20 protein-coding genes and 1 pseudogene are annotated in these 22,968 nt (G+C 37.5%); 12 read left to right on the top strand and 9 right to left on the bottom strand.

Annotated features, from left to right (window positions below):
• Nucleotides 1-11: 11 nt before the first annotated feature.
• The gene (locus RCC89_02045) at nt 12-1,112 is read left to right on the top strand and encodes a hypothetical protein (protein ID WMJ71957.1); all 1,101 of its coding nucleotides are present in this window, start codon (nt 12-14) and stop codon (nt 1,110-1,112) included.
• 1,145 nt (nt 1,113-2,257) lie between these two features.
• Complete coding sequence (locus RCC89_02040; protein ID WMJ71956.1) at nt 2,258-2,569, top strand: hypothetical protein; 312 nt, start codon at nt 2,258-2,260, stop codon at nt 2,567-2,569.
• Here the strand turns inward: RCC89_02040 and RCC89_02035 are convergent.
• The 4 genes and pseudogenes from RCC89_02035 to RCC89_02020 form a co-directional block, all read right to left on the bottom strand.
• Nucleotides 2,550-3,110, bottom strand: coding sequence for a DUF4291 domain-containing protein (locus tag RCC89_02035; GenBank protein WMJ71955.1), 561 nt, complete (start codon nt 3,108-3,110; stop codon nt 2,550-2,552). The two genes, RCC89_02040 and RCC89_02035, sit on opposite strands and share 20 nt — an antisense overlap.
• Complete coding sequence (locus RCC89_02030; GenBank protein WMJ75626.1) at nt 3,110-3,487, bottom strand: helix-turn-helix transcriptional regulator; 378 nt, start codon at nt 3,485-3,487, stop codon at nt 3,110-3,112. The genes RCC89_02035 and RCC89_02030 overlap by 1 nt, the downstream gene beginning before the upstream one ends.
• Nucleotides 3,473-3,673, bottom strand: a pseudogene (locus RCC89_02025) (IS3 family transposase). The gene RCC89_02030 and the pseudogene RCC89_02025 overlap by 15 nt, the downstream one beginning before the upstream one ends.
• Before the next feature lie 119 nt (nt 3,674-3,792).
• Nucleotides 3,793-4,110 (bottom strand): transposase, encoded by a 318-nt coding sequence (locus tag RCC89_02020; protein ID WMJ71954.1) that lies wholly within the window; start codon nt 4,108-4,110, stop codon nt 3,793-3,795.
• A 26-nt stretch (nt 4,111-4,136) separates the two neighbouring features.
• Here RCC89_02020 and RCC89_02015 point away from each other — a divergent pair, with 26 nt between their 5' ends.
• From RCC89_02015 to RCC89_02000, 4 genes are all read left to right on the top strand, one after another.
• Entirely contained in the window at nt 4,137-4,517 is a 381-nt protein-coding gene (locus RCC89_02015) for a hypothetical protein (protein ID WMJ71953.1), read from the top strand.
• Between the two features lie 134 nt (nt 4,518-4,651).
• A complete protein-coding gene (locus tag RCC89_02010; GenBank protein ID WMJ71952.1) occupies nt 4,652-5,296 on the top strand; it encodes a hypothetical protein in 645 nt (214 codons plus the stop codon).
• Between the two features lie 80 nt (nt 5,297-5,376).
• Nucleotides 5,377-5,532: a hypothetical protein gene (locus RCC89_02005; protein ID WMJ71951.1), complete on the top strand. Its 156-nt coding sequence runs from the start codon at nt 5,377-5,379 to the stop codon at nt 5,530-5,532.
• Nucleotides 5,533-5,679: 147 nt separating this feature from the next.
• The gene (locus RCC89_02000) at nt 5,680-6,141 is read left to right on the top strand and encodes a T9SS type A sorting domain-containing protein (GenBank protein ID WMJ71950.1); all 462 of its coding nucleotides are present in this window, start codon (nt 5,680-5,682) and stop codon (nt 6,139-6,141) included.
• Nucleotides 6,142-6,480: 339 nt separating this feature from the next.
• Here the strand turns inward: RCC89_02000 and RCC89_01995 are convergent, their stop codons facing one another.
• The 3 genes from RCC89_01995 to RCC89_01985 form a co-directional block, all read right to left on the bottom strand.
• Nucleotides 6,481-6,729 (bottom strand): hypothetical protein, encoded by a 249-nt coding sequence (locus tag RCC89_01995; GenBank protein WMJ71949.1) that lies wholly within the window; start codon nt 6,727-6,729, stop codon nt 6,481-6,483.
• 415 nt (nt 6,730-7,144) lie between these two features.
• Entirely contained in the window at nt 7,145-8,482 is a 1,338-nt protein-coding gene (locus RCC89_01990) for a transposase (GenBank protein WMJ71948.1), read from the bottom strand.
• Between the two features lie 220 nt (nt 8,483-8,702).
• The gene (locus tag RCC89_01985) at nt 8,703-9,632 is read right to left on the bottom strand and encodes a DKNYY domain-containing protein (protein WMJ71947.1); all 930 of its coding nucleotides are present in this window, start codon (nt 9,630-9,632) and stop codon (nt 8,703-8,705) included.
• A gap of 7 nt (nt 9,633-9,639) precedes the next feature.
• On the opposite strand from RCC89_01985, the gene RCC89_01980 reads away from it, so the two are divergent.
• Nucleotides 9,640-9,864 carry a hypothetical protein gene (locus tag RCC89_01980; GenBank protein WMJ71946.1) on the top strand — a complete coding sequence of 75 codons (225 nt, stop codon included), beginning with the start codon at nt 9,640-9,642 and terminating at the stop codon, nt 9,862-9,864.
• A gap of 658 nt (nt 9,865-10,522) precedes the next feature.
• Nucleotides 10,523-11,317 carry an SDR family oxidoreductase gene (locus RCC89_01975; GenBank protein ID WMJ71945.1) on the top strand — a complete coding sequence of 265 codons (795 nt, stop codon included), beginning with the start codon at nt 10,523-10,525 and terminating at the stop codon, nt 11,315-11,317.
• A gap of 213 nt (nt 11,318-11,530) precedes the next feature.
• Here the strand turns inward: RCC89_01975 and RCC89_01970 are convergent, their stop codons facing one another.
• The gene (locus RCC89_01970; protein WMJ71944.1) at nt 11,531-13,921 is read right to left on the bottom strand and encodes a T9SS type A sorting domain-containing protein; all 2,391 of its coding nucleotides are present in this window, start codon (nt 13,919-13,921) and stop codon (nt 11,531-11,533) included.
• A gap of 308 nt (nt 13,922-14,229) precedes the next feature.
• Between RCC89_01970 and RCC89_01965 the strand changes: the two genes are divergently transcribed.
• The 3 genes from RCC89_01965 to RCC89_01955 all read left to right on the top strand — a co-directional run bounded on the left by RCC89_01965 (nt 14,230) and on the right by RCC89_01955 (nt 18,384).
• Nucleotides 14,230-16,326, top strand: a complete 2,097-nt coding sequence (locus RCC89_01965) for a M48 family metallopeptidase (protein ID WMJ71943.1) — start codon at nt 14,230-14,232, stop codon at nt 16,324-16,326.
• A gap of 10 nt (nt 16,327-16,336) precedes the next feature.
• On the top strand, nt 16,337-17,989 hold the full coding sequence (locus RCC89_01960; GenBank protein ID WMJ71942.1) for a hypothetical protein: 1,653 nt from the start codon (nt 16,337-16,339) through the stop codon (nt 17,987-17,989).
• 179 nt (nt 17,990-18,168) lie between these two features.
• Entirely contained in the window at nt 18,169-18,384 is a 216-nt protein-coding gene (locus RCC89_01955; GenBank protein ID WMJ71941.1) for a T9SS type A sorting domain-containing protein, read from the top strand.
• A gap of 73 nt (nt 18,385-18,457) precedes the next feature.
• Here the strand turns inward: RCC89_01955 and RCC89_01950 are convergent, their stop codons facing one another.
• The gene (locus RCC89_01950) at nt 18,458-21,727 is read right to left on the bottom strand and encodes a glycoside hydrolase family 9 protein (GenBank protein ID WMJ71940.1); all 3,270 of its coding nucleotides are present in this window, start codon (nt 21,725-21,727) and stop codon (nt 18,458-18,460) included.
• Between the two features lie 642 nt (nt 21,728-22,369).
• Between RCC89_01950 and RCC89_01945 the strand changes: the two genes are divergently transcribed.
• The gene (locus RCC89_01945; GenBank protein ID WMJ71939.1) at nt 22,370-22,669 is read left to right on the top strand and encodes a hypothetical protein; all 300 of its coding nucleotides are present in this window, start codon (nt 22,370-22,372) and stop codon (nt 22,667-22,669) included.
• Nucleotides 22,670-22,968: the final 299 nt, after the last annotated feature.

The raw sequence follows: 22,968 nt of genomic DNA, 5'->3' as shown, positions 1-22,968 counted from the left end.
ATATTATTCGTATGAAAAAATTGTTTATCATCAGTCTATTGCCCTTTATTCTATTTTCTTTTTCGAGTAAAGCTCAGAAGGTTGCCATAAATTTGACTTGTAAGAGCTTTGATAGGCTGAATGATAAATCCGGATTAGAGGAAACATCTTTTCGTCAAATTATATATCAATACGATTCCGTATCAAATAGCTTTTTCCATGACAGTGTATATATTTATGATGTCAAAGCCTTGTGGAATCCTGACACTATTGAAACCCTTAATAGGGTAGAGCATAAAAAAGCAGTTGCCAGAAAACAGATCTCTTATAAAAGTTATGAGGGGCTTCTGGAGATGTTGAACAATAATGTGCAATCGCCAGGAGGAAAAGTTAAACTTATTGAATCTCCTTATGAGATCAAACTATATATTGATGATGGCAAAAAAATAGAAAGATTTGAAAGAGATTTGTCAAGTTGTGAATTTTATAGTGTTTGGAAAAGAGGGTATAGTGAATTTTTTAATCCGGATTTGGAATCTTTTGTTTTTGACATAATTCCTAAGGAGTTAAGAGATAGTATAAAACTAGTTAAGTACCATTCTGTAAAGAGGAGTCATACATTTCACAAAGAAGAACTTGAAGAAGAGCTAGAGACTTTTTTACAAGCTTTAAGAATAAATGATACAGAAAGCATCAAAAATCTGTATAGCAAATTATTACCAAACAAAACACATTATGAGTTTATGTTTAGAAATAATATGATGGACATGGATGATGAGGAACGGTACATGGAATCAATGCATGACTCAATTAAATTAGATGGCTTCGTAAGAAAAAATAATCAAATTTCCTATAACACTTTAGAGTCTATTTTGGAAGGTGTTGACTGTTCAAAGGCAGAACTTGAAGTAGAGGTTTTTCAAAATGATGTTATGAATGTAAACAGCTCGGCCAGGTATGTGCCAAAAATTGCGAACTGTACCGAAATTGCTTTAGTGGCACTACATGTTAAATACCAAGGTGTATATCGGCAACTAGGTTTCTATGACCTGAAAAGAATAGACGGCAGATGGATTCTGCTTTCTCCTCCGGTATTAAGGAAAAAATTTAAAATTAAAGAGGAGGATGAGTAGGTTAAATGCTTGTGATGTTGCTTTAAGATTCTTACATGGCCTTTTCCATGCTGGCTTGAGGTGTGCGAGAATGAAAAGCAGCACAATAAATAAGAATATTTCAATACTGTAATGGAGGTGGTGGCAGGCCCATCGTTGGCACTGTGCAGGCAGGGCCAACGAATCGCCTTACGGTGCTGAACTGGTAACGGTTCGGTGTTGAACGGATGAGGAAAAGATACTTTTGGGTATCAGATAGGAATAAGAGTGATGAACGAGAGTGGACCATTGAAGATGTGTCGAGAAAAGCGTACCTGTTGTCAGAACCGAGGTTTAGCTCGCGAAAGGCCGTTATAGATCAAAAATTAGGCTACAAGCCTGTGTGTAGCTTCAGGCTTTGTTAATGAAGCTGAACATTGGCGTTACAGTAGCGCTATAGATTATTGCGGAGGAAAAGGAATAATAGAAACTGACTTTGTGTAAATAGTGGTACGAGCTGCAAGCTCGCACCAGCAGGGGGCTTCAAAAAAGAAGGCACACAAGTTAACATCCAGTTAGGAAGTGATTATGGAATTGATTTATTCAACGAAAACCTAATTACAGTTGAAAAAATATCTACGATATGATGATTTTAGAATCGGATAAAAAACTATTAGAAGATCTATACTTAAAGAGGATAGATTATAATGAGTTTTGTAGGGAAAAGAGGTACGCATGCCATGCCATGTGTAATAGGAGGCCTTTTTGTAGAAAAAATCCACACTTATTTCGTTCAACCTAACAAATGCCCATGGATTTAGCTTGGATCTGGACTGAGAAAGGGCGCTTTTAGTAACCTCGCGAATATTAAAATCGCTATTGGACATTGCTTTGTAAAATCTGTCAAGATCACGTTGCAATGCTGACTTAAAAGACATGATAAAAACAATTAACTTCCTGATATCCAGCTTTCTTTGTCTAGAGAATACCCTTTCACAGCCGTCTTTAACACGGCTAATGAACTCTTTACAGTTAATCTCATGGCTGATATGTTTGGTTAGTTCTTCTCTATAGTCAGAGTTTTTATTAGTCCCTATATACCCTCACAATTTACAAAAAAATATCTTACCAATACAACAAGAAAAGCTTAACTAAACGACATTGATTACAGAGGCTTTAACTCCACTATGTGTGGACAATTACAAGAACTAATAACTAATGACTGGCATCAACAACACGCAGAAATAGCTAGAATCTTTCAATTCAAAATCACATGTGTTAATTCTATAGAACCCATCTTAGAATCAATTAAAAAACAATATAGTTATCTTTTCGATCAAGATGACTTTTATCCTTATGTTGAAAAATGTGTTAATGCAATAAGAGTAATAGGTAATGATAAGGCAAAAGAAGCGCTTGACGCATTGATGAGAACATCGCCTGATTTAGAAGTTAGAAGATTAGCTAAAAATCAGTTAACTAAATTTGAGGATAAATAGTTTCGTTTGGCAAAAGACTCTCTGCCTCTTCAATTTTACCTTGGTCAATTAGGCTTTTTATGCTTTTGGAGAATTCTGTGATATCAGAAATCTCAGTAATCCATTCGTTAACGTAAAGTGGAACGGCTTCTCCAGAAAGTCCAACTTGAATAGCTCTGTAATCAAGCTTCTCTAAATGAATATCACGTTCTGGATCCCATTGGATGCGAACAGGAGAATTTTTAACGCTTTCTTTCCATGATTCATGAGACTCATGAACGGAAGAATCAAAATGAGATAAACAGGCATTATCCATTGCCCACTGCCATCCATTGCGTTTTATTTTAATTGCCAAAACGTGTTCTTGTCCTTCTTTTTGGGTCCAACCACAACGGTACATCATCCAAAGAAAAGAAGGTTTGATCCAGGTCATTCTGTCTAACTTAAAAGGAGGAACGAATTTTTGATGTTTAACAGCAGGAATTGCTATTTCTTTTCTATATGCTTGATAAACTGTTATGGTTTTTTCATCATAAACAGCTCTGACAACTCTTTCTTCCATCACAATGAAAACGCCTTACGTCCTTTAGACTCTCTTATGAATGTGTCAATCACATCAAAGAGGGTCTTTTTTTTATCCTCGTCCAGCTCTTGAATTTCCTCAATACGTTTTAGGGTAAGTTTGTCAAACTTGCTGTTCACACCTTCACTAACCAGATAATCCAAAGAAACTTCCAGAGCATCGGCAATCTTTTTTGCTACTTCTATGGAAGGCATTGCATCGCCTCTTTCATATTTACCAACCATCACCTGAGAGATATCGGTTTTTTTAGCCAAATCAGACTGTGACCACCCTTTGGCCTTCCTTAAATCAGCTAGTGTAACAATACGATATTTGATATATGTTTTTCCAGTTGCTTTCTGTCTGGCTTTAAGCAATAAAGCTTTTTTCATCAACCTGTACACCTTCTTATGGTTGATCACGAAGCCAAGCAGCATCAGCTGTATTGTCATTTTCCGATAGCCATAATCTGTGTCCGGATCTAATTGTATTCTGGAAATTTCTGCCACCACATCCTCATTTGTACACTCGGTGTGTTCATCATCAACACGCCTGAAGACCACAGAGCTTTTCTTACGGCCTCTGCGTCCTGCCTTAGGTATATAGTAAAACTGGTGCCTTGTAAGTTGTAGAATCTCAAGAACTCTATCCCTTGTTAATCCCTGGCCGATGTACTTTACAGCTAATTCTTTTTTTTCGGACAGGGATACTTCTTTTTTAGCAGATCATCTTTTAAACGGGCTTCCAGCTCCTTTTCAGCTATTATTTTCTTCAGATAGTCATTCTCTTTTTCAAGTCTTCTGATTTCCTTCAGATGTTCCGGGGTCATGCCGTGCCGGAAACCTGCATCGCCCATGCTTTCAAATTTTTTCTTCCAGTTGTAATATGTGGCAGGATATACTCCATACTTGTCAAGGGTCACCTGAACGCCATTGCTTTCAGCTTCTTTGAGGATCTTGACTTTTTCTTCTTTGGTAAATGTTCTCTTTTTCACGGACATAAAATTACTAATTTTAAACTATAATTGTGTCCGATCTTTTAAGGGGCTTAATCATTACTACTATAGTAGATAATAAAAATCGGCTAAATGGCATTAATTGTATTAAGTCTATGTTGGATGGATATGAGAATTCAATTAGTAATGGTGGAGAAGTTAATATTGCAGACTTAATTGTAAAAGATTGTTTATTTGCTATTTTAAAAGATGAACTCTTAAGTTCTTTATTGGAAGGTCCTAAAAGTCCATATGGTAAATTCCTAAAAGGTGCGTTTAAAAATAAAACTTTAAATGATATTAGAGGTAATATTACCAGAGTGTTTAATTGCTCTGAAGGTGATGTAGATAGAATATTAAGTTCAATTCCTTCTGAAATTTTAAGTCAGTTAATAGATAGAAATTTAGAATGATAAATTATATAAATTATTTTCTATACGGTTTGGTTTTTCTTATTCTGTGTTTTATTTCATCCTGTTCCGACCGAAAAAGTTTTATAGAGGTTCCATATCAAACTTCTTATTTTTTAGATGAGAAAATACCTGATATGCATTTTCGATCTTTTATAAAAGAACATAATGTTAAAGCACTACACCTTCATTATAATGGTGAAATAATAGAAAACTATTTGGCTTTTGATGAAAATGGTTTCCTATTGTCAAAGAAAAATTTCAACTCTCCACCCTCTAGATATATTTATAAAAATAATAAACTTAATAAAATTGTACACCCAGTAAGAATTTATGGAATAAATGCAGATTCTATTAAATTTTCTTATAAAAACGATAAAGTTAGAGAAGGGTCATTTTATTCCGGAGGAAGTGTTTTTAATAAAGTTAACTTCTCTTATTACAGTGACTCTACCTTAATAACATCTCCATCTAGAAAAATAGTTTTACATTATGAAAATGGGATTATAGTTAAAGAGGACGTTTATTGGTTCGGTAAGCCTGAATATTCCATTATTTTTGATTACACTAAAGAAAATAAGCTAAAGAAGAAAGAGTTTCGCTATTATAATGGTGATTTTATGCACGAATATCATTTTGGAGATGATATTAAACTTTATAATGTTGTGTACAGAAATTCCAAGGATACCTCATCTATAGTTGTAAAGGATGATATTATTTGTATAAAAAACTATCAGGGAGAAGAAGGTGCTAGTGTTTATTTACATATGGAAAGGTTTTAGGGGCTTCTTCGGATGTTTGTCTTTTAAAGTAAGCGGTATATGTTTATATTTGCCTGCTTAATCAACAAAAGTCATTTTTTATGAAAAAATTTTACACGCTGTTCACCTTGTCCTTATTAGCGCTAAAAGCTTTTGCTGGCCCTGCAAGCACAGAAAGAGAGTCTGCACACACTTTAGAAGAAGGCGCGTTATGTTACTCTGATGCTAGCGCTTTTCAGACTGGACCCGTTTATTAAGATCTCACCTGTACGTCCAGTAGTTTTGGTTATAGCAAATCCGTTTGGTTTAAATTTGTAGCACAAAGTACAGAATATAATTTCAACGCCAACAGAGACATCAGTAACTCCTTTGTATTTCAAGTAGAAGATTCAGACGGCGATATATTGGAATGCCGAAGGGGAGCTATATCGCCAGGAACATCCAATGCTACTGTAAACTTTACTCTTTCTGATTTAACTGTAGGAGAAACATACTATATAGTAGCAGCTATCGATTTCTTGGGCACTGAATATTTTAATATCTGTATTGACCCGGGAGATATTGACCCCGATAATATTGATCCCGATGGTGACCCCGAAGAAAATCCAACAAGCATCTTTAATGATACAAGTAATGAGTTCGTTGAGTTTTACTTTAACAATGTTGATAATGAGCTTGTAATTAACATAAAAGATAACAAAAACTATGATGTTAAAATTTACTCTCTTTCCGGGGATATTTTAATAGATAGAAAAAACCTGAAACAGGAAAACAGTATAAACCTGCGTTCATTTGTACCAGGGGTGTATATGGCAGTACTTTATAATAATGGCAGATCATATACACGAAAGTTATTGGTTCAATAAACAGGGTAGAGGCAGGAAAAATTAAGTTACTTTTCTGCCTCTTAATTTATTAAATTTAAACTATCTTATCTCTGCTTGTTTTTTCTCTTTTTTAGTTTTAGTGGGTAGTTTGAGGGTGTTAAGTATAACATGGGATGGCATCAGCTAATCAACCCTCCAAGGGTTCCAAAACCCTTGGAGGGTTATTGGACGCTATAGACAGGCAGAAGCTACGCCTATCAGGTAATGAACTTGATAGACTATCTTTGGAAAAGGAATAGTAGAAATTGACTTTGTATAAAGCATGCAGAAGTGGTACGAGCTGTAAATTCGCACCAGCGTGGGTCAGGCAAGGGCAATCTATCTTCTTGACCTTTCTTTCTTTTTTTCCTTTTTTGTCACTCCCAATAATCTATTAAATGCTTCTTGCTCAACTTCTTCTTTAGTAAGACCACTTTTCTTGACCTTACGGATCTGAAAGTAAACAATAACTGCTATAGTGAGTATGGTGGTAATAAGCATTATATTTGCCCAACCCGGCAAGAAAACGTGGTATGGTGTTCCTACAGTCCAAACCTCTGGGTTATGATAAGTTTGTAATAAAATCATATTTATAGTAGTTGAATATTTTATTTTTAATTATAGCTATAAATTGAAAGGGTGCAAACTAGCATTTTATGATAGGCAGTTTTATGGTCATGAATATATGGTATGGCTTTACTTTCGTTTTGTTTCAAAAGCTCTATAGTTAGGCCATGTGTAACTTGGTTAATGGCAGATGGGTGAGGGGGTGCTCGTCCGAATCATTAGGCGTCTTTGTAGGGCTTCTTGGAAAATTAATCATTAAAAAATAAAAATTGTACTTTTCTAATAACATATAACTTCGTTTCTTTTTGTTATCGCTCTTTAACTCGTCTGAAATTTCCAATTTTGATGTTTATAGAGGGCAGGGACTAGGATAAATTTATATTTTTTGAGGATTGGACGCACCTATCCCTTGTAACTTTAATACTTTGTTATCAGTCTAAGCCACTTGTTGTAGATGTGGTGAGTCTTGGACGGATTTTCTTTTGGCTATTCTGGCAGCATTGGCGGTCATAATTCCAAAGAAAATCCAGACTCTTTCCGTTTTTTCCTGCCTTGCCTTTATCTTTCTTAATCCATAGTGTTCTTTCTCAACACCAAAACTCCCCTCCATAACCGTGGCCCGTTTTGCCCCTATTGCTGATTGAAGTACAGATTCAGCCTTGCCGTGTTTTTTAGGGCCTTTTTTGGGGAAGCAGGTAAATATTTTATTTTCTGTAAGAAAGTTGCGGTTGGCATTGGTAGCGTATATTTTGTCCGCACCTAATTGATGGCACTCTTTAAATATTCCTTTGTGCTTTGTTACACAGGTTTTTAACCTTGTCCCTTCATTAAATGCATCAAAACTGATGTGGTCTATTATATTGATTCCGTCAACCTGCATCATGTGTACCTTGGCTCCAAATTCAACAGGCTTGGTTTCCTTTCCCCTTATTATCGGCCTAAGGTAAGGCTTTGACAAACTTACTATTCTGTTTTTTAGTTCTTTGGCAGGGTTGCTTAGTAAAAAAGTTTGTTGCTCAAGTATCTTTTTTGAAGTTGACAAGTAATTTGCTTGCAGAGGGTTTAATGTGATTGATGGGTATGTTTCCAGTAATTCATCTAACTGCTTAAGCCCTTTTTCTAATAAATAAACCAATGACTTTCTTCGCTTTAGCCCTTTGTTATAAGTCTTTCGCCTTATACGGTCATAACCCAACTGAAGCTTCTTCTGGACAAAGTATTTGCTCCTGGGCCGGGCTATCTTTAATACCTTGCAATACTTATATAGCTGCTTTTCAAAAACAAACTTACAGCACTCCCAAAGAAGTTTTACGTCAGTTGGAAAGCGAACGTAGCTTTCATAACATGTAGCATCCATCAAAAGTACATGGGTATTGCCCATATCCTTTTTCCAGGCATTGACCAGGGCTCCTTGTACTTTATCCATATCGGCATGATCTGCTATATAGGTTCTAATCCGACTTACAATAGTCTTGTCTTTAACAATCTCATTGTTAAGATTTTTACCGCAAAAGAATTGGAGGCTAAAGTCGGTATTGAACCTCTCAATCAGCTTTTCATCGCTTAGGTTTAAATAGGCCTTTAAAAACATCAGGGCAAACATTCCCTTGTTGCTAAACCATCGTGGCGCCCCTACAGGACTATTTTGAGTAGGCAAACATTCTTCCAGGTCATCCCAAGGAATCGTATCATATATCTTCCCTAAGTCAGTTCCCTTAAAAATATGCCACTTGTAAGAATATTGGTACGGGTCTTGAAAAATAGATATCTGCATTGTACTTTTAAGAGTTGTTTTTTTTCTGATAAATCAAAAATAACAAAAGAAAAACCCCGAAAAAAGCCTTTTTGGCCTATTTTCGGGGTTTCTTTTTATTTTTTGACCGGTTCAGAATACTAATAGACAATCAGTTAACAATTTTCCAGTATCCCCTTTGTAAAATGCTGACAAAATAGCTCTTTGAAAGATAAAAATGTGCACCCGGAAAAATATTACTTTACTTCTTATAAAATGCCCCATCCTTATAGTAGTTTTCCCCGTCGTTTGCGTCTGTATAGTGCACTGTTTCTCGTTCTACCACAAAGGTTTTGGGGTTCGCTTCTTTAAGTATAATTGGTTCTTTTGTCGCGTGGCCATAATAGTACACTTGATTGTCATCTTTAGCATATTTGCTCTCAAGCACTTCAAAACTTTTTAAGTCTGCATTGGGAAAAGGTAACAAAGGGTTTTCTCGATTATAAGAAATAGCATAAATATGGCTGCTGTCCTTTCCAAAAAGCTCCTCACTTTCGTTAAATTTAACAAGTTGGAAGTTTTGGAGATCTATGATGTTATTGGCAGGGTAAGACATTACATACACCCGTTTGTGGTCACGGCCTATAAAATCTCCTATGGTTTGAAAAATTTTCGGGTCTGCTCCTTCAAGCACCCTTTTTTGATAATATACATGTTTTGCGTCTCTGGCATAGCCTTCTCCTATATACTCAAATGTAGCTCCATCGGCGCCTGGAATCACATGCCATCGGGTATAAGCCTGGTTTTTATCCCGCCAGTAGTTGCTTCCTTTGCTCTCTATACGTTCAAAGGTCGAAGGGTCTGCGCCGGGAATTTTTATGGTGCCGCCATATACGTTTTTGCCATCCTTGCTGTAATAGGCCGTGTCCCCATAATGTACAAACGTTTTAGGGTCAGCCCCTTTGATAAGGATGCCATTGAGGTATACATGTTGGTCTCCTATAAAATATCCATCATTAGAAATGCCTTTTGTTAGGTTGTGCAACAGCCAGGGCAGCCGGTAAGCTAAAATGGCTAAAACGCCTATGAAAAACACGCTCACCGCCCACCATAAAGGGACTGTTCCAAAATAACGGAGGTTAAAAGCTTGCAAGGTTGAAAAAAGCAACACCGGATAAGTAAATGTTGCCATTGCGATAATGATAGAGGATTTGCTTGAAGAAAATCCTTTTGCCGCTACCATCATAGGAGACATCATAACAAATGCTGGCCAAGGTATGCAAAGAAGCGTAACTGTAATACTGGCTAATAAATTCATGAATGCAACTTACTGTGTATGTTTATTATATATGTCTTTTAAGGCAAAGCTTCATACGCAACACATATTTGAACACGGCGATGCCACAGATGAAGCGAATAAGTAAGTTATGCCCTTCCCAGCTCAAAAACAAACCTTTATATACTAATTGTTTTTTGCTCGTAAAAGTGACTTAAACCTCTTTTACCTGATATTACTTTTAGTTGTCAAGTGTTTATGTTAACTTAAAATGTAGAAATATAATGTATGGAACCTATCGAAGATAAAAAGATTAAAACCTATACAACTACAAGAGAGAAGAAAGATGAGCCTCAAAAAGGTGGTTAAGGTCATTAACTATACCGCTAATGTTTTGGGGGCGGTGCTTTGCTTCTATTTGCATTTGGTATAAGTTATGGGATAGCCAATGATAATTATGTTTCTCTTTCACTCTTTGTTGCAGTTTCAGTATGCTATTTTGAGTGTCACAATTAATAAAAGGCCGTTAGCTTCTGTTGCTATAGGGTTAACTATTTTGCTTTTTTATTTCAAATATCAGTTTATGATTGACCCTTCTTTTTCCTTTTCAGGGTTTGCCTGGAAAACTTTCATGATAAGTTTATTTGTTTACCCGATTCTAAAAGCAGAAAAACTCGAAAAGCTTCGCAAAGAACTTAGGATCGAGCATAAGTAATTAATATTTAGCTTCTAAAGGGTGATTAGAACTCTTATTATGTTATGTTTTGTAATACCTTTTTTGCTTTTAGTACAGTTAAATTTTAGGCATGAAGTATAAAGCCCTTGCAAGGCAATACCCTGGCAAATGTGCCATTGTTACTGGGGCAGGTAATGGATTGGGATTTGGCATAACCGAGCATCTTTTAAAAGACGGCTGGAAGATTATTGGTATAGACATTAATGTAAAGTTGCTTTGCTCCATCACGGTGCCGGGTTTATATGTTTATGAATGTGATGTGGCTGATACAGAAGCCTATGTTAAATTGCTTCAAGCAATTATTGAAAAACATGAAGTAGACATAATTTTCAATAATGCAGGAGTTGGCGAGGGTACTTTATTTAAAAACTATAGCATAGAGAATTGGTCATGGATTATCAACATTAACCTAAAGGCAGTACTGGCCGGGTGTCATGTTTTGATCAATCATTTTGACAGTAAGCAGCGGGGGATGATTGTTAATATTGCCAGTGCAGCAGGATATTCTAATCTGCCTAAAATGAGCCCATATAATGTAACAAAAGCTGCCGTAATATCTCTTTCAGAAACATTGGCACATGAAGTTTCAGGTAGTAATATTCGGGTCAAATGCGTAACCCCAACTTTTTTCCGGTCTGATATCATGAAGCATAGTAAAGGGGAACCGGATATTTTGGAAAGTGCCAATAAAGTTGTGGCCGGGTCAGGTTTGTGCAGCCACAGAGCCGCTGAAAGATTGCTTTCTCGGTTGCATAGAAGCCAAGATCATATCCGCTTTCCTATAAGCGCCCATATCCTTTTTTATACCAAGCAGTTCTTGCCTTCCCTTTTCCGGTTTTGCGTGCGCATGTTTTTAATGAAATAATTTGCTGAACGTAAGTTTATCTTGGTTGCTGGGGCAGCAAAGAAGTTCATTTCTTTCTTTGCTTTAAGGGTTAAACCTAAAGTGTGCGATAGATTTCGTCATGAGGAGCAAAAAAAACAACGGCTATGGTTAAGACACAAATATGAGCGAAGGCAACTGACTTGAGGTTAAAGAAAAAGGCACACGCAAGATACTTACCTGTGCCTTTTACATTTATTGCTTTATTAGCTTTTTCACTACTGAGCCCTTATCTGTTGTTATTTTAATGGTATAAACACCTGAAGTAAGGCCGTTCAGTGAGATTTCTTTCTCAGTACTTGATAGAACATGTGCCCCATGCATATTCATTACATGAACATGCTTTACTTCCCCCTTGTAATCAATAGTTACTTTATCATTGGTGGGGTTAGGGAATAGAGTAAGATCAACGGTTGTTTCAGGTGTTAGTGCTGATACTACATCTACTTCATGTGGATGTGACATATATTCGGATCCATCTATGTCAGTAATTTTAACTTTATATGTACCAGAGCCTTCTACAGTGAAGTTTCTGCCTGTAGCCGAAGAGATTTCCTTATCGTCTTTAAACCATTGATAGGCCTTGGCTGAAATGGTTCTCAGCTCAAAGTCTTCTTGACTGATAAAATTGCCTAGTTGAAAATCTCTCATAATTATGGTGCCTGTAAACGGAGGCAGGTCAGATACATGTTCTGCATTTATCTGAAAAATAGCGCCTGTTACTTTTTTCCACAGGAAGTCACTCGTTAGTTTGGGACATTCATATGGGTTTTGTTCACATTTCCATTCCGTAGTATACCCGCCGGTTAAGTCTATAAATAGCTCATTGGTTCCGTTGGCAGGGACTTTTACCTGTGCCAGTTCTTTTTCTGCGCTTGTGTCTGCTGTTACTTGCGCTTGGTTGTCTTCAATGTCTGTAATCAATGCAGTAAGCAAAAGCTCTTGGTCTGTTGGGTTTTCAATCGTAAATTTTAATACCGCATTTTGTGATAAATCTACAGTGTAAGGTTGGTTGTCTTCATCACTTCCCCATGAAACGCCAAACGATTTCCAGTTTGGGTCTGCATTTTTGGCAGAAATTTCCATAACACCTTCACCTTTACGGTTTATCTGATAGACATTTTCATTCCTTGACCACCAGAAAACGCCACCACCATCTGTATTGACATGTGGCTCTGGATAAGCAAAGTCATCACGTACATAAGTTGCAGTCCTTCCATTGATGTGCGAGATAGTTATAAACGTTGGATCAGAAGCAGTCCAGCACCCTGTTATACTGTCACCAACTTCAACTACATAAGAGCCTGGCCCTTTGGCTTCCAATACCTTTGATGTTTGATCCTCTAAAAGAATGTTGTTTCTATACCATCTGTAATTAGGTGCAGAAGTTGCGGAAAGGGTAAGGGAGTCTTTTGTTATTTCAGGCTTCTCCGGTGCACTTTGTGGATAGATTGTTTTGCTTAACGATTTTTCTGTTATACAAGAGTTGGTTACAGAAAGATGTATGGTTGTCTCTTCCATACCTATTGTGAAAGAAGCTCTTGTACTATCTTCATTAGTAAAAATTTCTGCACTATTAGATAGGCTCCAAGTGAAGATGTTTGTTAAGTTGGAGGCATCGAATGTGGCTTCAACCTCAGTAAAAGCACAGGGTTCTGTGTCCACTATAATTTCATCAATTGCTTCAACAGGGGCTTCTACGGTTATCGGTAAAGTAACTTTCCTCCCAGAACCGCATTCGGCCACGGGGGTTACGGTAATGTCTCCTGATGATGTTCCAAAGTTTACAATTACTTGGTTTGTGCCTTCTCCATACATTATAGAAGCTCCTTCAGGAACTGTCCACTCATAAGAGGTGGCACCTTCCACTGGCTCAATGCTATATGCATACCCTAGGCTGTCTTGACAAACGGTTGCCCCTCCAAATATATCACCAGGGATACCTGTACATGGGAGATCGCCTATTTGCAGGCTCTTTATATAAAGTAGGCCGGTATAAGGTTCTAAATCGTTGTCTTTTCCTGCGCCTCCATTAACGGTAAATAAAATACTATGTATTTTAGTCAAGTCATAATCCTGATGGATATCAGGACAGGTGGTGCAGTTTGTCCAATTCACTACATAGCCATCAGTAAGGTCTAGCTCAAATTCATGTTCACCGGGAGGTAAAGTCAGCTCGAAAACCTCTTGGTCGGCGTTCGCTCTTATTTCCTTATCGTTAATATCCTTGATCATAGGAGAAATGATAAGCTCATCGTCTGATGGATTTTCAAAGGTTACTTTTATGATTGGGTTATCATAAATATCAATGTGAGAGCGGTTCTCATTGTCAAATAATGCAGCTCCAAAAACATCATGTTGGGGAGATGCCGCTTTACAGTCTATAGTCAATCGGTTGTCTCCAGCACGTGATATGGTGTAGTGGTCGTCATTAGTATCCCCAAACCAGTATAGCCCTGGATATGGTTCTGTGGAACCAAAGTCATCAAGTATATAGGTGCTGTGTACGCCTGGAGTTAAAGTTTGAGAAACACCGGGTAGGCTAAAGGTAAAAATAAAAGCGGTTGCTATAAAAATGTTTTTCATTTTATGAATGGGTGTTTTGAATAGATAAAGGTATTAAAAAAATACATAAATAAAAATAGCAGCGTATGTGTCTTGGTTAATTCTGTTATAGTTTAAAGGGGTTTAGTATCAGCTCTTAATACATTTTATAGCGCCAGTTATTTCATTGTTATGTGTAAAAAATAAATTTTTTTTAGTAGTATGTTAACTAGTTTTCGTAGATTTGTCCTTGCTTAACACGTATATGTCGAGCGTTAGTTGTTGTTAATTTTCGCTGTTTTCGTAGGAAGCCACCATGTTTTTGATTTAAAATCTATTACAAGAATTTTGTGAAATCAATATTTTCAGTACTACTGCTGGCTTTTCTTTTTAGCTCTTCTTCCAGTAACAAAGGAGATTACAGCCCTCTTCAATGCTCAGGAAATATTCCATCTTTGTTTTTAAACACTATTGATAATTATGTCGAGGTTCACGAAGAAGCCTATAAAGGTTACTTTGGTAATGATAGAGATCTTGAAGATCTAAAAGAGCAGTTGATCTTGGGAAGTGCTTTTACGCATAACTTTTATTTTAGCAACGGCCTTCTTTTATTTGGTGACCCTGTGACAAATTACCTTAATAAGATTAAAAACAGGGTTCTTGAAAACGAGCCTGAGCTAAGAGATGAGGTAGAAGTTTTTACATTGAAATCAGGTGTTGTTAATGCTTTCTGTACTTTTGACGGTAAAATATATGTTTCGCTGGCCCTAATTGCCAGGGCTCAGTCTGAAGGAGAGCTGGCATATATGTTAAGCCATGAAATCGCCCACTATGCATTAAAGCATTCTTTAGAGGGCCTTAAGGTTCATAAGGAGGTTAAGGAGCTGAGCAAAGCCAGGAGTAAGCTGTCTCTTGATGATATCCTAAAGTTTAAGTTTCGCCGTAGTAGGGCTCATGAGTTTGAAGCCGATTCTTTAGGTTACATTATTTTCTCAAAATCACCCTATAGTTCAGCATCTGCTCTGGACTTATTTACATGTTTGGCCAATAGCCATATTCCTGTTGGAGATAAGCCTTTTGATCAAGATTTTTTTAATGACGAATTTTTAAAAGTCCCTAGCTGCTTTTTTTTAGATGATATTAACGAAGTAGTGGAGCGAGGTGGTTATAATGATGAGTATCTTACTCACCCAGATTTGGCCAAAAGAAAAGAAAAGGTTGGTCAATTTATAGCAGGTAGTGAATCTGGAGAGAAGTTTCTAAGCCCTGTCGACGAGTTTAATGACATAAGGCAAAAAGCCAGTTTTGAACTTGTGCAGAGGTTATTGATTGGAAGAAACTATGGCGACGCTATTTTCACGGCCTATAACCTCCTAAAAGAGTTTCCCGACAGTGAGTACCTCCATGTTTGTTTGGCAAAAGCTCTTTATGGTGCTTGTGTATATAAGAACATGCAGAAATTTCATTATGCGAATTCTTCATATTTCAAGTCTCAAGGAGAAAGCCAACAGGTCAGGTATATGTTGAAGCATTTGACGGCAAGTCAACTTAACACTCTTTCTTTAAAAACTGTCATTCGCATGCGCAACCAGTTTCCAGATAACAGGTACTTGGATATTTTGGAAACTGCCCTTATTGAAGAGCTGGTTTTGACACATGACTTATCCTTACAAGATTTTTTGGATGTGGATGAATCAGAAGAATTTTATGATGAGCTTTTTGTGCAATCAAAGCCAGATGCATCTTTTTCAAAGATCAGGTTAAGGAACCACTACAAAAACTTTTACCTATTGGGGCTGGCTTCTGAAAAAGAGGACATTATCATCAAAGATAAGTTTCGCAATGCCTTTAAAAAGAGAAATGAAATTTTGGAAAGAGGGGCTTTGACTTATAAAGAAAGGAAAAAAGCTGACAAGTTAGAGCAGAAGAATATAAAGAAGAATGGGTACGGGATCAGGGCTAAAAATATCTTATTTTTTGAACCCGACTATTTCAAGGTGGAAAAACAGATTAAAAAATCTGTGGAGTCTTCACAAAATGATAAAGCGGAAATTCTTAATATGATATTGCCAGAGCTGAAGAAGTTTAATAAAAACATTAAATATGTTAGCTCTGTTCAATTAAAGCATGATGATGCCTCTTACTACAATGACTATTCTACTTTAGCAAGCTGGATACAAGAACGCGAAAGCCATTTGAAGTTTACCAAAATGGTGCCTGTCAATGGAGAGCCAATGTTGAATAACGAGCGCTTTTCTTCATACAAATATATCTGTACAATCGACATTGTTAAGCTCAAAAAGAAAGCTGTGGGGTATGTCTTTTTCTTGTATGATAAAGAAACTGGAGAGCGTGTCTACTACCATGTCAAGAGAGCAAACAAAAACTTAAGTACCAAAAAGCTGGCAAAGCTTATCCTTGAGGACTTTGAAAACATAATCAACTAACTCTTAATTTATGAAAAACACTTTTACCTTGTTTTCCAGGTTTTGCCTGGGTGTTCTTTTTTTTGCCTGCATAGGAAATGTGCATGCTCAGAACTTGAAGGTTGGAGCTCTTAATAAAGCTTCCAGCTATTATGATCCTATTATTTTAGGTGAAGATGATGATGCTATTTATGTGCTGGCCTCTTTTGCATTGGGGAGCTATAAACTCGAAGCATATGATAAGAACAACAGTAACTTGAGAATGTATTCTGTTCCTGTCCAACACGACAAGATTGGCAAGAATAAAGTGGAGGTAGAAAAGGTGTCATTGTTGAAAGATGAATTGCTGGTTTTTTACAGTTACTTCGATAAAGAAACAAAGCTTTATAACCTGTTTGCCAAACCTGTTAATAAGAAAACGGGGGAGTTTAAAGATGTTAGAGCAGATATTGCCAGTATAGAAGTTGAGAAAAAACGTAGAAAGGGTGATTTTACTATGGCACTATCTGATGATAGGTCTAAACTTTTTATTTATCACGTCGCATACAGCAAGGCGTATAAAATGGATATGAGGAAGTATATGCTACTGGATAATGACCTTAATATCTTGTTTGAAAAAGAACTTGACGAGGGGGAGTTTATGCCAAGAAATTACATAGTGGATAATGACGGATCTATATATTATCTAAAGTATTCTGATATGGACTTATATGTAGGTTCTTATGATGCCAACAGAGACTATGAAAACTGGGAGGAGAAGATTGTTTTTGAGAACTCATTTGGCGAGTCACACTTCCTGCACAATCTTCAAGTTAATATTACAAAGGATAATAACATGACAGTAACGGGTCTTGTTACTGTTGGGGAGCCGGGGAGGAAAACGAAGGTAAAAACCAATGGAATTAGGTTTGCCTTAGAATCCGCTACCAATAAAGGAGATTTAAAAGGCTCTGTCTTTATTTCCATGGATAGAGAGTCTAAAGAGTTGCATACGGCCAAATTTAATCCATTTTCTGAAGAGCTTTTTGAGCAATTTAGGACGAACAAGGACGTCAAAAAAGGCAAGAAAGGTGATATGGGCAAGTCTTATGCCGGAGAGCGTGTTATTAACAAAGATGACGGAAGTGTTTTGATGATTGTTGAACAATATTCTGCCATGAATTATACAGATAGACATGGTAATGTGAATGGGCGATATGTAGAGTTTGGGGACTTGGTAATCATGAACTTTGATAATGAGGGAGATATGGTTTGGGCAAACAGGCTGCCTAAAAGGCAGTACTTCTTTTGGCAAGACATGTCTGGGGCATTTATAGCTTCTTCCAGAGGGCTACGGTTTATTTTCCGTCCGTTAGAGTGGAAAACAACCCGTCACTTTTCAGCAGCAACTGGTCTTTTTGATGACAAACTTGTCGTTCTTTATAATGACATGTTAAAGAATGTTAACGAGAGAACTATGCACGATAAGCAGAAAAGGTTTAAAAAGCCTAGAAAAGCTGTAACCGTTAAATATGAATTTGATTTAGAAACAGGTGAAAGGAAAAAATCTTTATATCCAGATTATTTGGTAAGCCAAACCTACTTGTGCCCTCTAGATCATTACCAACAAGGGAAAAACTCAAACCTTATTCTTTACGGTATTAAGGGAAAAAAATATAGTTATAGTATTTTGTCCAATGATTAAATTAAAAGGGGAGGCTTTGTGCTTCCCCTTTTGTTTAAATTTATGATGTTTGTTGGCTCTCGCTGACCCCGCTTTGGGTTTTGATTTTTTTTAATCACCGAATTCTTTTTGCTCTCTTGCAAAATGGGTTTTGATAAATGTTGTGGTGGTTTTAATTTCATTAGTTTTCCATTTCCATCATGCTCAGTAACCGTTGTTTCCTCAACATCAAAATCTATATGAAGAGCGTTACCCGGCTGAGCATAGTAAATGTTAAAGGAAGTGTTGTAAAAAGTGAAGTTCTTCTTATAGAAAGTTCTTTCGATATTAATATTTCAAGCTTTAGTAGAGGTTTGTACATTCTAAAAATTACCTCTCCTGTAGCTTCTGGCTCTTATAAATTTATTAAGGAATAGGTGTTCTAGGTCTAAACAAAAAAAGGCGGAGCAAATATATTTGCCCCGCCTTTTTTTGCTGCTTTATTGAGATTTATTGCTTTACAACTTTAACAACTTCTTGTAAGCCACCATAACTCACCTTCATTAAGTAAACCCCAGCAGGAATGTCCTGTACATCAACAGTAAAGGAAGCCTCGTTAGGGTGTACTGTATACATAACCTTTCCTGAAAGGTCTGACACTGTTATGGTAGAAATCTTGTTCCCTTTTGCCATTACAGTATATAAGCCAGCCGAAGGGTTTGGGTGTACTTTTACTGCTTTTAGTTCCTTGTTTACGGTAACTATTTTACTGTATTGCACAGAACCATCCACATCTATGTTTGCAATTCTATAGTAGGAGCGACCCCAATGCGGGTCTTCATCTCTAAATGAATAGCTCTTTTGGGAGTCTGTGTTGCCAGCTCCATATACAGTACCTATGGTTTGATAGTCCTCATTGTCGCTAGACCTTTGAACTTCATAATAGTGGTGGTTTCTTTCAAAGGAGGTTCCCCATTGAACGTTTACTGCATTTCCAAGTGCTTCAGCGTTTACATAAATAAAACCAACTGGAAGGTCGTCAGGACAGTCTCCTATACTGGCAGTAACAGGAAGTCGATCACAGCTTGTGCCTGTAGAAATCTCCCAATTGTGAAAGAACATATAATCGTTATCGTTGGGAGTTCCGTTATTTATAGCCTCAGTGATTGTTACAATATTACCCTCGGATGTATATGGAAAGTTGGCTCCTCCTGTAGTAAATAATGGTTGAACCTCGCTACAGTTGCTTAACCTTATGCTTAATGTATTTCCCCAATCCTCTACATCTATTAACACGCCATCACCATCATTAAAGACAAACTCTCTCAGGCCTGAACCTGTATACGCAGGGGTGTTGTCTGTTGTAAATTCAGCCATAACAGCTCCAGCACTGTTTAAAATCTCCACACTTACATTCGCCGGAGAATTGTTGTACTCGCCCCTTAACATAAAGGAGTGTAGGGTGAAATTGGTGGTAGCGTTAAATACTAAGCTGTGTTGACTGGTACACCCCCAGTTTCCTGACGTGCCGAAAGTTTCATCAGGGCCTACCGTGCCACTTACAGAACTCATGTCTTGAACATATAAAGTGGTTTCTTCTTCTGCCTCAAAGGTGCAACTGGTAGTGTTTTCACATACGGCAGTACCTCCTTCGGGTGAAGTGTACCAGTTGTAGTTTTCACCGTTTAGGCCAGGTTCTGCAATGGAGAGTGTAACTTCTCCCGGTTCTGGAATACAAGCATCAACAGGTGTTGGCAAATCGGATGTTACTTCAACAGTACCATAAGAGGAGCACTCTCCTAATGTTGCCGTTAATCGATATATACCTTTGGAGGACACCCCTTCTAAGGTTTGGTCTGTCTCATTTTCTAAGTCGTCAAATTCCAAATCATCTTCCGGTGTTTTTGCCCACTGCCAAGTTGTTTCTTCTGGGAAATCATCTGGGTTTAATGGTGCTAGATCATGTGACGCGGGGGTGCATATTACTCTTTCGTCGCCTAAGTCAGGGTTTGGAATGTCATCCCTTATAATTAAAGTATCGCTTTTGCTACACACTTCCGCAGAGTCTCTTACAACTACATATGTTGCTGGCTCCGTGCCACAATCTTCGCAAACCGGCCCATCTTGACCCGCAATTGCTTCTCCGTCTTTGTACCAGACAAATGTTACGTCGGAAGGTTGAGTTGTATTTGCATCGAGGGTAACAGGCAGCTCAATGCCTTCACATATTGAAATATCTTTACCAAGGTCAGGAGACTCGCAAGTATAATTGCCACAGAACTTGGTGGTATCAACAGGGGCAATTAGGGAGTTGATATACCCAAGAGCGCCTACCAAACCAGCGTTATAATCAATACAGATTTCTGTGTTTACATAGTCATTCCAGACATCTTGGTACTGGTTTGGGTCTCTATTGCCTCCAACCAAAGCACCAAATTGCCTGTTTTTTTCTGGGATTTCCAAAGTATTATCAGTTCCAGGACGGTTCTCGTCATTTAGAAAAGCATTTCTATGATGGGGCTGTTGAACAAAAGAGTACCCGCCACCTGCAGGGGCGAATCCTGAGATGAAGGATAAATTTAAGGAATTGTTCCCCATTATATAATCTATATCATTAAAGATGTAGTTAATGTTTGAGTCATCATCGTTTAAGACGGAGTATAAGCCTATCATAAAAGCGGCATTGCCATTGTACCTTAACATGCCCCAATCGCCACCGCCATTATACAACCCATCTGCATTTCTTTGACCAATAAAGTGGCTCGTGACCCTATTGTTGAACCGGGTTCTGGCATCTTCGCTTCCTAGCAAGGCAAGGTTATAAATGGCAATTTCCCCATTATTAGAGTAGTCAAAGCTCCAGCCTTCATTAAAGGTAACTTCCCCTTCCATTGCAATAGCCTCATCTCTAAACGCCTCATCTCCAGTAGCCCAATAAAGTTCAGCACACATTGTTACATAGTCGTCTCTCCAGTCTTCGTTGGCAGGGTAATGACCTCCACCTTCAGAACCTACTGTGCCGGGGTTTTCGCTTGCATATTCATAGGCATAAAGTGCATGTTGAAGGCACTGGTCAGCATAGTCTTCGTCAAACTGTCTATACATGCGAGACATAAGTGCCAATGTGGCTCCGCAAAATGAAGCCATAGATGCGTCATTAGGATTTTTGAATGCTGGACGAGGTTGGCCTCCATTGTCAGGGTCATTGGTTTGCATCAAGGTTGCGGTTTCTCTTCGGCAGTGGTCTCCCGGGCAACCGCCTACACCAACTTGGAAATAAAAGTTATTGGGGTCAGGAATGGTTTTCAAAAAATAATCCGTGGCATGCTTTACCTCATCCAGCACATCTGGTATACAGTTTGGATCATGTCCACTGCCTTCAAAGTGCCATTCATCTGACACTTTGTAGCCATCATAGGAGTAGGAGTAATAATCATCATACCCCGCTTTAAATTCTGAATACCCTTTTAATAGCATATATGCAGAGAAAAACTGGGTCTGCCCGAATTTAACATGGTCGCCACAGTCATGCCATCCCCCTACCAGGTCTGTACCATCGGAATGGGCGTCTTCTATAAATGCTGTACCTCTGTACATCTCAGGAACGCCGTCAGGAAGGTGATTGTAAAGTGTCCAATTATCGTACCCAGACCTTTGTGCACCATAAAATCTCGTCGTCATCCATAGTGATTTCTGGTAGTCTCCGGCATCGAAGGCTTGGGCCAGTAAATCATCTGGCATACCGAGCGCTATCAAAAGAACTATCAACAGTTTTCTCATTTCTTACTTCTTAAAGGACTTTACCATGATAAAGTTATCTATTTTATAGCATAGATACAATATTTTGTTTTTTCAATCCTATAGGAGTGGGCAATAAATATTAGTATCTATATATTTATATAGGGCTTGTGACTTGTCTTGTCTTTGCGAATACTTCAGGTTTTTTGTTGAAACAGTCAAAACTCCTTAAGGATAAAATAGTTAAAACTAGAATAGTATGTTTCAGATTCTCAAGGTTTCATGGACTTAAGCTAATTCTATTAGGTCTGGAGAATCTGTAAATTTCCAAAACTTAAGGCTTGGGAGTTTACTGTCAATCAATATCGTACTATCATTTTGCTTTAAAATAGTTTCTTTTCTTTTGACTGCGCTTAGCTTTGAAGGTGTTTTTTAGCTCCCTTTTAGACCCAAGGAAGAATCAATGGTTTTAGACGGAATGCGCCTATGTTATAATAAAAGGCGATAATTTTTAGCTTTTTTGGTAATTAAATTGCTCTCATGCTTGTGAATGGCGAGAGAATCTTATAAATTAAATTTTTATAATGGGTAAATAATATTTATGAAGTAATGTATAGCTGTTGTGCTATTTGTGTTTTTTTGAAACATTTCTAAGTGAATCTTTTTTAGTTTTTTTAAATAAGAATGAAGAATAAAGGTCAGTCTGCCAACAATGCAGATGTCGTTCTAGTGCTAGTTGGTGCTGGACTTGTTGCTGCAGGTTTTTTAGTAAAAATCCTTTATACTGGTGCTACGGTTGATGCTCAGGCGGTTTCTTTGGCCTTAGGTTCTCCAAAACCTGCCAATATTTTAGCTATTGCGGCTATTTTGATCATGAAGCTTGCTGCCTCGTCATTTGGCTATTTACTATTTATTATTTCAGGGTTACTGCTTATTTTTCTTAATGCCCCTTTTGAAGGAACTGGTAAAAAGAAAAAGCAGTAAACTCGGTTGGCTGGTGAGCTAGAGGGGTGTCAAAATAGTGTAGTCCATATATTGATAAGTAAGTGGCCAGCGAAAACATTTTCTTCTTCCCTTTATGGAGCTTTTGAGAGCCGTTTGGTGCATGTTGCAGAACGACAGGGAAACTTATAAGCTCCTCTTCATTGCAAATCTTGTTAGTTTACAGCAGGATTTGTTATGTTTTCCTTTAGCACAATTTCATAATTCAGCGTTTTATCACTCATTTAATGCCTTGAGTTACTAATAAGCAAAACAAGAACGAATACCCTTTTCTACATTTA

The organism is Cytophagaceae bacterium ABcell3 (assembly GCA_030913385.1).
In the GTDB taxonomy this organism is placed as follows: domain Bacteria; phylum Bacteroidota; class Bacteroidia; order Cytophagales; family Cytophagaceae; genus ABcell3.
This window is presented reverse-complemented; position numbering and strand designations above follow the sequence as displayed.